The organism is Psychromonas sp. SP041 (assembly GCF_000470315.2).
Taxonomy (GTDB): domain Bacteria; phylum Pseudomonadota; class Gammaproteobacteria; order Enterobacterales; family Psychromonadaceae; genus Psychromonas.
In genome coordinates, this window is the sequence record NZ_CBRF02000014.1 from 76,687 (window position 1) to 89,446 (window position 12,760).

A 12,760-nucleotide genomic window follows, 5' to 3' on the forward strand; every position below is an offset into this window, starting at 1 on the left:
CGAATCTAATGAATATAATCTTTTTAAGGCTAACTTTTGTTAGCCTTTTTACTTTCTGGCTTGTCTTTTTTAACACGTAAGCCTGCTACTAAAAATCTAAAATGATTAATGATCAGAGCCTGTTATGGCAGTAAATTGTTCAATGACCTGTTCAGTGGAGATGTCTTGCATAATGTGCTCACCTTTTGCGCGTGCACTCCAAGGTAGTTCAGATAACGATTTTTTATGTTGCTCTTGTACATGTTGTTCATAAACACTAATCACATATTCAGCACTTAAATAGGGGCCTGTTCGTAATGGATTGCTGTGTCCATACAAACCAATAACAGGCGTGTTTTGTGTTGTTGCGATATGAGCAGGGCCTGAATCAGGCGCTAGCACTAGCGAAGCTTGTTTTAAGGTCGCTGTGAGTTGCTTTAACGAAGTTTGACCGATTAAATTGATCGCTTTGTGCTGCATTAATGTTTGTATATTTTCACCTAACAGTACTTCACGAGGCGCAGGGGAACCACATAATACCACTTCAAAACCTTGTGTGATGGCATGATCTGCCACTGCGGCATAACGCTCTGTTAACCAATTTCGTTCATCTTTACTGGCAGCAGGGCTGATAATAAATAATGGTTTATTATGTGGGCTTATTGTTTGAGCGAACTTAACGTCTGAAGATGAAAGTGGGATATCCCAAGTTGGTGATGTTTTTTCAATACCTAAGTAATAGGCGAACTCAAAGAAGCTATCTAAAACATGTTGTGAAGCGGTATCTGAAATTTTTTGGTTAGTGAATAACCATTGTGCTTCTTTCGCACGTTTAAAATTAAAACCCACTTTATATTTAGCTTTAATACCTAGGGTTAGCGCACTTGCTCTCAACGCGAGTTGCATATGCAATAATGCATCAAAGCGTTGTCCTGAGAGCTGTTTCCAAATTGCTTTCATACCTGAGTAGCCAGTTTTTTTATCAAAAATAATCACTTCAACATCAGGTAAGTCATGTAATAACTGCGCTTCTATTTTTCCCATGATCCAGGTTATCTTGGTACTTGGCCATTGCTTTTGAATTGCTTGTACCATAGCAACAGCATGACATACATCGCCAATAGCTGATAAACGTAGAAGACATATCGATTTAGGTGCTGTTGAAAATAATGGCATAGTAGTATGATATTCCAAGTGATTTTATTCAGTATACAATACTAACGTTATTTTAGGTTTCAATATTTTTTGGAGTCGCGAGTATTTATTAAAAGGTTAACAAGATGTTCAAAATTATTCAAAGCCAAGGTGCATATACCATTTACAATGAAAAGTTGATTGATGATGTATCTGAATGTTTTGAGCCACAATATTGGCAAAATAAAGCGAAGGTTATCGGCAGCGCGCAAGGGCGTGGGACGACTTGGTTTGTTGAACTTGATAGCATACAAGCAGCATTACGTCATTATCGACGAGGTGGATTATTTGGAAAAATAGTATCTGATAGCTATTTTTTTACTGGTTATCAAAAAGCGCGAAGTATCGCAGAATTTCATTTATTAAATCATCTACAAGGGCAAGGCGTTAATGTGCCAACACCCATTGCCGCTAATGTTAAACGTTGTGGTTTTTTATACCAAGCTGATATCTTGTCAGAAAAAATTCCAGATGCAACAGATCTCGTTGACCTATTACAACAAAGAAAATTAACGAAACATGAATATTTAAATATTGGTAAAGAAATTAAAAAACTGCATCAAGCACAGGTAAATCATACTGATCTAAATATCCATAATATTTTATTAGATAAAAATGGTCGGGTTTGGATTATTGACTTTGATAAATGCTATCAACAAGTCGGAGATAGTTGGAAAGAGAATAACCTAAAACGTTTATTACGATCTTTTCGCAAAGAGCTTAAAAAGAGAGCCATTCATTGGTGTGAGGCTGATTGGCAATCTTTAATGAGTGGTTATCAATAATCATGAATGTTAAGTAACTTAAATAGCGTTAAACTTATTAATATTCGATGCTTAAAGCTTTTTAAGCCTCGAATATTAATAACCTAAAATCACTACAGTAACTGTAAGGTTTTTTGCAGTGCTCCTTTGCTTGTATTAACTATCTGTAAAGCCGCATCCCCAGCATAGAGTTGTAAATTTTTATCTCCTATTAACTGTTCAACCGCTGTAATGATTGCTTCACTATCATTACAGATAGTGCAAGCATTGACGGTTAATAATTGCTCTGTAATTAACTTAAAGTTGTAATAACTTGGGCCTGTTAAACAAGGTTTCGCTAATGCCGCGGGTTCTAATAAGTTATGTCCGCCGACTTTCTCTCCAATTAAGCTTCCCCCCATAAAGCAGATATCTGCCGCGCCAATGAAGGTCAGCATTTCGCCCATTGTGTCACCAATAAAAACTTGTGTTAAAGAATCAATAGCTTGTTTAGTGGTGGTTCTGCGTTGTATTTTTAAGCCCTGCTGTTCACTTAGTTGTGCAACTTGATCAAAACGCTCTGGGTGCCTCGGTACAATGATTAATAATAGGTCGCCTCTCTTTTCGAGGAGCTTTTTATGGGCACTTAATATAATGTCGTCTTCACCTTGATGGGTACTTGCGACAATCCACACTGGACGGTTTATACCTATGCTTTCTCTTAATTTATATCCTGATTCAATGACAGCAGGCGATATATCAATATCAAACTTCAGAGACCCAGTCACTTGTACTTTTCGGGTTGCAATGCCAAGGGCAATGAAACGATCAGCATCTGCCTGTGTTTGGCATAATATTTGACTAATAGGGTTAGAAAGTAAGTTGAAGACGGCTTGAAATTTTTTGTAGCGAAGAAAGGATCGCTCTGACAACCTTGCATTAAGAATGGTGACTTCAATATGCTGCTGTGCTGCCATAGTTAATGTATTTGGCCATAGCTCTGTTTCCATAATAAATAATTTTTGTGGTTTTACGATGGTTATAAAACGACGAACCGTCCAAGAGAAATCAACAGGCATATAACGGTGTTGAACAAAGTCACCTATTTTTGTTGCTTGTTCTGCACCCGTGCTGGTGGTGGTTGTCACAACAATAGTATGTGTTGGGTAACATTGGTGATAAGCCTTTATCAAAGGAGTTGCAGCAATCGTTTCGCCTACTGAAACAGTATGAAACCACACTACATGATCACTAGAATCATTTAATCTTGGTGTAAACCCAAAATGTTCAAGCCAACGTTTCCCAAACTTAGGCTTATTAGGTTTTGATTTATAGAGAGAATAAAGAAAAAAAGGAGACACTAAAGTAAGTAGTAATGTATATAATATTCGCATATGGTATTAATTAGTTCGCTATCTAAGTATTTATATAGTTTACACTAATTTTATTTTTAGATAAAAATATACTTTTAAAAGGCTAGTTTATGCAAAATTCAAATATATCTGTTAAATATAAATTTTTGTTTTATGTAGAGCAAAATTATTCATTTGATATCTTGCGTCCTCTACAAATAGAGGCTTTAAAGAAAGGACACGAAGTGTGTTGGCTATTGATAGGGGAAGATGTTAACCCACTTTTTCTTCATCAAGATGAAATTCAAATTAAGACGATTAAGTTAGCTGTTAAATATAACCCTGACGCAGTTTTTGTTCCCGGCAACACTGTTCCAAACTTTATTCCTGGGCTTAAAGTTGAAGTGTTCCATGGGTTAAACCAGAGTAAACGGGGTAATGAGTATCCTGAAAGAGGGTTGTTTGACTTGTATTGTACTGAAGGTCCTGAAAGAACTTTTTCATTAACTAAAACGTCAGTAAAGAAAGATTACTTTGATGTTATTGAAACCGGTTGGATTAAATTAGATAGTCTTTTAAATTACGAATCATTAGAAGAATACGCTCGCCCTCAAATACTGTTTTCATCTACTTTTAGTCCATCGCTTTCATGTGCTGAATTAGCATATGAAGAGGTTCAACGACTAAGCAAAGATTCTAAATGGCAGTGGTTAGTAACGTTACACCCTAAAATGTCGGCCACCACAGTTAAAAAATATAAAGCATTAGAAAATGATAATCTAATCTTTATGGATAATAATAGAGTAATTGAATGTATGCACCGAGCAGATGTTATGGTTTGTGATAACTCTTCCATTTTTCAAGAATTTTTGCTATTAAAAAAAGCGGTTGTCACCATTAACAACCGTTCACCGCTTGACTGTTTTATAAATATTACAGAAGTTAATAATTTAGAAAATGCTATTGAGTCTGCACTCTGTCCGTCAGCGGAACTAAGCTTAAATATAGAAAAATATGGTGCGACTGTTACTCCTTATTTGGATGGGAATTCATCTAAAAGAGTATTAGCGGGAGTTTCTAATATTTTACAGAGTGGGTGGTGTGACTTGAAACCAAAGAACATTATACGTAACTTTAAAATGCGTAAAAAATTAAATTATTGGAAAATATGATGACTAGTAAAATATACAGTTTATCTGTAATTGTGATTACAAAAAATGAAGCAGATAGGATTACCTGTTGTCTAGAGTCTGTTAAAAATATAGCAGACGAAATTATCATTTTAGATAGTGGTTCAACTGATGATACTGTTGCTATTTGTAAACAATACACAGAGCACGTGTATTGTACTGATTGGCCCGGCTTTGGTAAACAAAAACAACGAGCGCTAGATAAAGCAACCTGTGATTGGGTATTGTCCATTGATGCAGATGAAGCATTAGATAAAACTATGCAAAAAGAGTTAAGTACATTGTTATCGCTGTCATCTATAAAACATGTTGCTTATAAGCTTCCCTGGGGAGTCACTATTCATGGAAAGACACTTAAGTATGGAAGAAGTGCTCGAGCAGTTTTACGCTTATTTAAAAGAGAAGGCGCAACATTTTCTTTAGATGAAGTACATGAAAAAGTGATTCCAGCTGGTGAAAATATTGGTACATTAAAAGGCATATTACTACATTTTACACATCGTGATTTTAAACATGGATTAGATAAGTCAGCTAAATATGCGTGGTTAGGATCTCAAAAGTATTACCGTAAGGGAAAGAAATCACACGGCTTATTTATAGCATTGTTACGTTCTATGTGGGTGTTTTTTCATATCTATGTATTAAGACTTGGCATGCTAGATGGTAGTATTGGCTTTCTTGTCGCAATGCGTTATGCACATGGCAATTTTAATAAATATGCTGGTTTGTGGTTATTAGAAAATAATAGAAATGAGAATATATAATGATTATCGAGTATTGCCGTTCAAAAACTTATAATTTTGGTGATGATCTTAATCCTTGGCTATGGCCAAAATTATTAGGTGATGAATTCTTTACTCAACAAGATGAAGTCTATTTTGTTGGTATAGGGACTGTTTTAACTTCAAAAAGGCTAAATGTTCAATTAGCTGATGCGAAAGAAATTGTTATATTTTCTTCTGGAACATGGGGAGATTCTGCTCCTTCATTACCAGAAAAATGTAAAGTGTATGGAGTGAGAGGTCCAAGAACGGCGAAACGCTTAGGGTTACCTGAGGATAAAGTCATTGGTGATGGTGCTTATTTGTTAAGAAAAATTGAGTTACCTGCTGTTGATAAAATTTATGATATTGGTTTTATTCCTCATCATGGCAGTGAGAAATATGTAGATTGGCAAAAAATATGTGATCAATTAGGCATTCAATTTATATCTGCAAAACAACCAGTAGAAGACTTTTTGGAACAACTTAGAGGTTGTAAAAGGGTTATTACGGAAGCTATGCATGGTGCAATAGTTGCAGATGCTATGAGGATTAAGTGGAGCCCTGTTAAGTTCTCACCATTGTTTAGTGAAGAGAAATGGTATGACTTTTCAGAGAGCATGCAGTTGAATTTAACTTTTCATTCATTGCCTTTTATTTCTCAAAAAGCGATGCCTCTGTTAAAAATGATTGAGGTGGGTGGGAAAAAGCTTATTAGTAAAACATTTAAAATAAAGCCCAAATGGGGAAACTTAATTTTTACTGGTTTTGGTCAAGGCGAAAAAGGGACAGATACTTTATTAACATCTCTAAAAGAAGTGATCGCACTAAACGAAACTTATCTAAGTACTGATAAGGTAGTTGAAGCAGTAACAGATAAGCAATACCAGCGATTATTACAATTTAAAGCAGATTACAGCTAATTGGAAAGAGGATATTTCTTTGGGTTAGTTGAAAAGCCTTCAATATTTATATTAAAGGCTTTCTATTGTTATTTATAGATTGGATTTATTTACGATTAAGTTGGTAAAAAACGTGAGATGTTTTTTTATTGTTTCAGAAGAGCTGAAGTAATTATCTAATCTAATCTGTGCCGCTTTACTCATTTCAATACATTTGTTTTTATCGTTAATAAGTTTATTCATTGCATCTGCAAAACCTTTAACATCTCCAGTTTCTACGACATACCCTGTTTCACCATCTATAACAAGCTCTGGTGAGCCACCTGCTGTTGTCACTACTGATGTTGTTGCATTAGCCATTGCTTCAATGATTGTTCTAGGTAAACCTTCACCACTAATAGAAGGTTGAACTTGAAAGTCTGCCATTGTCATCAATGATGGAATATCTGTTCTATGCCCTATATAGTGAATACGTTTACTCATTGGACTTGCTTTTAGTTCATCAAAATAAGGTTCAAATCCACTACCTGCTAATAATAGATGAAAGTTTGGATTATCAATATAATGAGTTGCTTGCAGTAACAAGGAAATACCTTTGCTTGGTCTTACATGAGCGGCACATACTGCAATGATATGCTCGTTCGTTAAACCAAATTCATTTCGGTCCGTTGGTTCAACTTGGTACCATTCTAATTTGTGACCTTTATAGATGGTTACTACATTTTCTTTATTTTTCCATACTCGTTGAGCCACATCCCTTTCTACTGCTTTTGATACGCATATAATGCCATCAACTCGAGGGTGTAATTGTGTTAAATAGGCAGAAGGGTCATGGCGATATAAACCACCCGTTGTACCTCGATAAGCGATCATTTTAGCTTTGGTGCCAATACATGCAAAGGCCGCATTTGGAATGGTCTTTGAGTTAAACCCATAACAAATATCGATGTGCTTTTGTTTGATAACTTGATGTATTTTTTTAATCGTTTTTAAACACACTTTTTTAGTTGGGTAACAGTCAATGACCTCTACCCCTTCTTCTCTAAAACGCTTTACATAATCGGCTTCGCCTTGAGTCATAATTGTGACACTATGCCCTGCTTTAACAAAGCCAATAAACATTTCTGCTTCAGGGCGCACACTGTTCCATGCGTGTAGGTATGAGCTGCAGATTAAAATATTCATAAATTATTTTTGCCTTTTATAATGAATCTTTTCAATTATTGTTATATGTTTCATTTTGATGTTGATTAGAGTGCGATGAAAGCAAATACATAATAATGAAGTAAAAAGTTAGTGTTTGTGCATGCTGAAAAGGTACATCGGTTAATGAAGCAATAACATAAATAGTAATAATTAAACTACCTGGCCAAGTATATTGATTGTTATTTTTCATCAAATAATAGAAAGGTAACATTATTGAAAAAAGCAAAAGTGTTAAGCCTAAAACACCATATTTAACCAAGTCATTTAAAAATTGATTGTGGTAGTGAGTAAATTTAACTATTTTCTCTGATATGATTTTTTGCTTCACTAACTCTTTTTTATAAGCCATGTGACTATCACCCAAGCCAATAATCACCGATTCTTTTGATAGTATAGTCGCCGCTTTCCACATTTGTAATCTCATACCGATAGGGGTATTTAAATTACCTTGCATCACTTGTTCAATTTCTATTTTTGTCTGATCTATACGCTGTATTATTTTATCATGACTAATATAATATGCAGATGCAGATGCAAATATAAAAGGAAATAAAAGGTAAGCCGATTTTTTATAGTTAAATAATGATTTTATTATGGAAACAATCATTACAATGGCCAGTGCAAGCCAAAGCCCTCTTGATTGTGAATACAATAATGGGATAACAGCCGCGATAAAAGTGATTAACCATAATAGGCAATGTTTAATCGTTCTGCTTTGCAGCAAATAATAAAATGCGATGATTGATAGTGATGCGCTAAATGTAGCATAAGGAATAGGATTAATACTCCACATACGACCTTGATTTAAAATAAAAGTGTTATACATTACAAAGAAAAATGAAGTAATCGTGCCAATTATAATTAAATATTTAAAGTTAACTTTATTGGTCAGTAAATTAGGAAATATAGATAGGTAGACAAAGAGACAAATTAACCCTCTCATTAGGCTTGAACTATACCCATAATAATTTTTAGCAATAATGGCAAAGATTGAATAAAAGCCTAAAATCCATATTAATTTATTACTTTTAATATTCTGTATTATTGGTTTTACTCCATAGGAGTAAATGGAAGCTATAGTAGATAATAATACTAATATAACCATTAGTTTCTTACCATTTGGATAGAGAAACATACCTGTAAAGGACCATAGTAAAGGCAATAAAATAAGGTTATCTAGCTGCTTTTTAGGAAACGAGTTGAAGTTAAACATATCAGTTACTTATATAAGTTGTATCGAGTTTTTTCATAAACTCTATAAAATTCTTTAAGGATTTTATGCTTAAAGCATATCTTTTCTTTATTCTTCCTATTTGAGCCAATAACTGATGGAATGGTAGCTCGCATGACTAAATTAGGTTGAAAACAATACGATTTAATTGAATGTCGCCATGGTTTTTCCATATAATCATCTACAGCCTCTATGAATTCATTGGCATTTTCTACAAATTTTTTCGCCGCTTGGGGAGTAATTAAGTAACCTCGAGCTCCAGAGTCTCGTTTACGATATTGAATTAAATTAACTTTTTCGTTAACTTCTTCTATGATATTTACACCTATATTTTTTTTGTTTTTTTGATGAATACCACCTAACTTAATAAAATCGTATTTAGTCATAAGCGCTTTAAATAATGGAAAGCACTCTTTAATATGGTCTGAAAATAACGCATTATCTTCTAATACTAGTAATGGTTCATTTAATTCAATGCACTTTTTCCACATTGAGTAATGACTTGCATAACAGGCAACTTCACCTTTTGTTAATATATAGCCAAAGCGTTTTGTAGTTTTTTTAGGAGCTGTTTTATCATAATATTTAAACTTTTCTTGACAGGCATCAATCGCATCAAAAAAAGTAAAGTCAATTCCAGCTTTAGATAATGTTTGCTGTATTCGTTCTCGACGCTCTATTGATTTTTTTAAACTAATAACAAATGTTTTCATGTTAATTGTGTACCGATTTTTCAGGTGAAGATGAGTTAAAGTGTTTTATTGTTTTAAATTAATATTTAATTCACTTAACATCATAAAACTTAATTTTTAAGTATTATGATGTCCAAATATTTTATTTGCATCTCATTTCTATATTAAGCAAGTTAGATATTTATGCGTGTATTGCGAAGGTTTTTTGGCCCTCATTACTCTCGACCTATGTTGATGAAGTTCGTTCATCCTTATATGACTTAGGTCGGATAGAAAATTGGATTATTTTAGTGCATGATACGCATAGTTAAAAGAGATATCAGTGTTTTATCTATATATCCTAATCAATTACTAAATAAATTAAACTATGTTAATAGAGGAAAAAGCATGCCCACATTTAAGTTAATAGAAATAGCTGAAACAAAGCAACGTTTAGACAATGAAGAAGCTGTTCTTGTGGACACGCGTGATGCTCAATCTTATGCAGCTGATCATGCCGAAGGTGCATTTAATTTAAATAATGACACCCTAAAAGAGTTTTTCGATAAAGTTGAGTTTGATACACCTGTTTTTGTGGTTTGTTACCATGGTAATAGTAGTAAAGGTGTTGCTCAATATTTGGCTGAACAAGGTTATGAGGACACCTATAGCGTTGAAGGTGGCATGGCTATGTGGCGTCAACTGTTTCCAATGACATAAATATTTTTATTCTTAGTTGTTAGTCGCATTAAGTTAAAGCGCTATTTTTGAAAAAAATAGTAAAAGTAGTGATCGAAAATTATAAAAGAAAAGGTTAGTGATGAGTGTAGTTGATACGGATAGCATTGATGCTATTGGAATGGAAACAGAAGCGAAACGCGTATTCTTAAGTATTATTGATTCATTAGTTTGGGATCATGACGATGTGCATTTATTTACACTACAAGAAAAAATTAATACTTACCTATATTTTATTGAATCAGGTGAATTGGTTAAAGCATTACCAGATGCTGCGGGGTTTGATATCGCCATCGAGTTGATTCTAAAACATATGCCTACTGATCAAGCGATTACCTTTTTTGATAAAACTACGCAAATTTTATTAGATAAAGGCATTATTTTTGTTTTTGGTCCCAATAAAAATGCAGGGTATGCTGAACAACAAAGTTAACCTCGCTCATATTTTCCATAAGGAATATTAGTCTATTCCTTATGCGATTAAATTACTTTTACCTATTCCAGTCCCTCATATTCAATCGCTTTATCATTACCTATTCAAGTTGAACTTTATTTTCTTTAAATATGTGATCAAATTGTAACTTTACCATTGCCCAAACACTGGGTATTTGGGATAATCCGCGCCACATATACCCGCAACTTCATTAATTCAAAATGTAATCAGGAGAAACAGATGCCTTCTCGTCAAGAGTTAGCTAACGCAATACGCGCCCTTAGTATGGATGCTGTCCAAAAAGCCAATTCAGGTCACCCAGGCGCACCAATGGGAATGGCTGATATCGCACAAGTATTATGGACGGATTTTTTAAAGCATAACCCAACTAACCCAAACTGGGCTGATCGCGACCGTTTTATTCTGTCTAACGGCCATGGTTCAATGCTTATCTATTCTCTATTGCATTTAACAGGTTATGACTTATCAATTGAAGACCTTAAAAGCTTCCGCCAATTACATTCTAAAACACCAGGTCACCCTGAATACGGTTACGCACCGGGCATTGAAACAACAACGGGTCCATTAGGCCAAGGTATCACCAATGCTATCGGCATGGCGATTGCTGAGCGTTCATTAGCAGCTTCTTTTAATAAAGAAGGTCATGAAATTGTTGATCATCATACATACACTTTCCTAGGTGACGGTTGTTTGATGGAAGGTATTTCGCATGAAGCTTGTTCTTTAGCGGGTACTTTAGGTTTAGGTAAACTGATTGCATTCTGGGATGACAACGGCATTTCAATCGATGGTGAAGTAGAAGGTTGGTTCACTGACGATACACCTAAACGTTTTGAAGCTTATGGATGGCAAGTGATTTCTGTTGACGGGCATAACCCTGAAGAAATTAAAGCGGCTATCATTTCTGCAAAAGCTGAAACAACTAAACCAACGATGATTTGTTGTAAAACGATTATTGGTTTTGGTTCTCCTGCTAAGCAAGGTACACACGATTGTCACGGTGCACCATTAGGTCACGATGAAATTGCTGCAACACGTAAAGCACTTGGCTGGAACCACGGTCCATTTGAAATTCCTGCTGATGTTTATGCTGGTTGGGATAACAAAGAACAAGGTCAAGCAGCAGAGAAATCTTGGGATGAAAAATTCGCAGCATACGCAGCGGCTTACCCTGAATTAGCAAGTGAATACAAACGTCGTGTTAATAATGAATTACCTGCTGAGTGGGAAGCGAAATCTTCTGCTTACATTGCTGATTTACAAGCAAACCAAGGTAATATCGCTACACGTAAAGCATCACAAAACTGTATCGAAGCATTTGGCGCAATGTTGCCAGAGTTGTTAGGTGGTTCTGCTGATTTAGCGCCATCTAACTTAACTATGTGGTCTGGTACTAAAGCGATTACTGCTGACGACGCAACTGGTAACTACTTGCATTACGGTGTACGTGAGTTTGCAATGGCTGCAATCATCAACGGTATTGCATTACATAAAGGTTTTGTTCCTTACGGCGCTACTTTCCTAATGTTTATGGAATATGCACGTAATGCATTACGTATGTCTGCATTAATGAAGCAACGTTCTATTCAAGTGTTTACACATGATTCAATTGGTTTAGGTGAAGATGGTCCAACTCACCAACCTGTTGAACAAATCGCTAGCTTACGTTTAACACCAAATATGAACACATGGCGTCCATGTGACAGTGTTGAATCTGCTGTCGCTTGGAAATTCGCAATTGAATCTGTTGATGCACCATCATCACTTATCTTCAGCCGTCAAAACTTAAAACCACAAGCGCGTGATGCTCAGCAATTAGCTGACGTTGCAAAAGGTGGTTATGTATTGCTTGATAGCGCTACACCTGCTGAAATCATCTTAATTGCGACAGGTTCAGAAGTTGAATTAGCAATGCAAGCTGCTGCTGAATTAACAGCTTCAGGTAAAGCAGTGCGTGTTGTTTCAATTCCTTGTACTGAGCAATTTGAACTTCAATCAGCTGAATACAAAGAATCTGTATTACCAGCAGCGGTTACTAAGCGTGTTGCTATTGAAGCAGGTATTGCTGATTACTGGTACAAATATGTAGGTCTAAACGGCGCAGTGATTGGTATGACTACTTTTGGTGAGTCAGCGCCTGCTGATCAACTATTTGAAATGTTTGGTTTCACTGTTAAAAACGTAGTAGAAACAGCTAACGCTTTATAATTAGCTAACTTTCTCTTTGTTTAAAAACCGTGTTTAACTAGTTAATAGTTAAACACGGTTTTTTTATATCTAAAATATATAAATATTAAGAAAAGAGGTAAAGTCCGTATTAATATCTCCTAAATAAAGGT

Annotated in this window: 12 protein-coding genes; 7 read left to right on the forward strand and 5 right to left on the reverse strand. The window is 35.0% G+C overall.

All coding sequences use genetic code 11. The features are described 5' to 3' along the window. Positions 1 to 105: 105 nt before the first annotated feature. A complete protein-coding gene (locus SP041_RS09735; protein WP_025563255.1) occupies positions 106 to 1,155 on the reverse strand; it encodes a glycosyltransferase family 9 protein in 1,050 nt (349 codons plus the stop codon). Between the two features lie 104 nt (positions 1,156 to 1,259). Here SP041_RS09735 and SP041_RS09740 point away from each other — a divergent pair, with 104 nt between their 5' ends. Further along, complete coding sequence (locus tag SP041_RS09740; protein WP_037048200.1) at positions 1,260 to 1,958, forward strand: 3-deoxy-D-manno-octulosonic acid kinase; 699 nt, start codon at positions 1,260 to 1,262, stop codon at positions 1,956 to 1,958. Positions 1,959 to 2,050: 92 nt separating this feature from the next. On the opposite strand, the gene waaA is transcribed toward SP041_RS09740, so the two are convergent. Then, positions 2,051 to 3,310, reverse strand: a complete 1,260-nt coding sequence (gene waaA / locus SP041_RS09745) for a lipid IV(A) 3-deoxy-D-manno-octulosonic acid transferase (protein ID WP_025563256.1) — start codon at positions 3,308 to 3,310, stop codon at positions 2,051 to 2,053. An 89-nt stretch (positions 3,311 to 3,399) separates the two neighbouring features. Between waaA and SP041_RS09750 the strand changes: the two genes are divergently transcribed. The 3 genes from SP041_RS09750 to SP041_RS09760 are packed head-to-tail and all read left to right on the forward strand — an operon-like array spanning position 3,400 to position 6,142. Further along, positions 3,400 to 4,440: a CDP-glycerol--glycerophosphate glycerophosphotransferase gene (locus SP041_RS09750; protein WP_025563257.1), complete on the forward strand. Its 1,041-nt coding sequence runs from the start codon at positions 3,400 to 3,402 to the stop codon at positions 4,438 to 4,440. Further along, on the forward strand, positions 4,440 to 5,222 hold the full coding sequence (locus SP041_RS09755) for a glycosyltransferase family 2 protein (protein ID WP_025563258.1): 783 nt from the start codon (positions 4,440 to 4,442) through the stop codon (positions 5,220 to 5,222). The genes SP041_RS09750 and SP041_RS09755 overlap by 1 nt, the downstream gene beginning before the upstream one ends. Continuing rightward, on the forward strand, positions 5,222 to 6,142 hold the full coding sequence (locus SP041_RS09760; protein ID WP_025563259.1) for a polysaccharide pyruvyl transferase family protein: 921 nt from the start codon (positions 5,222 to 5,224) through the stop codon (positions 6,140 to 6,142). Before SP041_RS09755 ends, SP041_RS09760 begins: the two co-directional genes overlap by 1 nt. Positions 6,143 to 6,214: 72 nt before the next feature. Here the strand turns inward: SP041_RS09760 and SP041_RS09765 are convergent, their stop codons facing one another. From SP041_RS09765 to SP041_RS09775, 3 genes are read right to left on the reverse strand one after another with little or no spacing between them, the layout of a single operon-like run. Further along, a complete protein-coding gene (locus SP041_RS09765) occupies positions 6,215 to 7,306 on the reverse strand; it encodes a glycosyltransferase family 4 protein (RefSeq protein WP_025563260.1) in 1,092 nt (363 codons plus the stop codon). A 31-nt stretch (positions 7,307 to 7,337) separates the two neighbouring features. Further along, positions 7,338 to 8,540 (reverse strand): O-antigen ligase family protein, encoded by a 1,203-nt coding sequence (locus SP041_RS09770; protein ID WP_025563261.1) that lies wholly within the window; start codon positions 8,538 to 8,540, stop codon positions 7,338 to 7,340. Between the two features lie 5 nt (positions 8,541 to 8,545). After that, on the reverse strand, positions 8,546 to 9,271 hold the full coding sequence (locus SP041_RS09775) for a glycosyltransferase family 25 protein (RefSeq protein WP_025563262.1): 726 nt from the start codon (positions 9,269 to 9,271) through the stop codon (positions 8,546 to 8,548). Between the two features lie 366 nt (positions 9,272 to 9,637). Here SP041_RS09775 and glpE point away from each other — a divergent pair, with 366 nt between their 5' ends. The 3 genes from glpE to tkt all read left to right on the forward strand — a co-directional run bounded on the left by glpE (position 9,638) and on the right by tkt (position 12,629). Further along, positions 9,638 to 9,949, forward strand: a complete 312-nt coding sequence (gene glpE / locus SP041_RS09780) for a thiosulfate sulfurtransferase GlpE (protein WP_025563263.1) — start codon at positions 9,638 to 9,640, stop codon at positions 9,947 to 9,949. Between the two features lie 100 nt (positions 9,950 to 10,049). After that, the gene (locus SP041_RS09785; RefSeq protein WP_025563264.1) at positions 10,050 to 10,400 is read left to right on the forward strand and encodes a DUF6572 domain-containing protein; all 351 of its coding nucleotides are present in this window, start codon (positions 10,050 to 10,052) and stop codon (positions 10,398 to 10,400) included. A 240-nt stretch (positions 10,401 to 10,640) separates the two neighbouring features. Beyond that, positions 10,641 to 12,629 carry a transketolase gene (gene tkt / locus SP041_RS09790; protein WP_025563265.1) on the forward strand — a complete coding sequence of 663 codons (1,989 nt, stop codon included), beginning with the start codon at positions 10,641 to 10,643 and terminating at the stop codon, positions 12,627 to 12,629. The last annotated feature ends 131 nt before the right edge of the window (positions 12,630 to 12,760 follow it).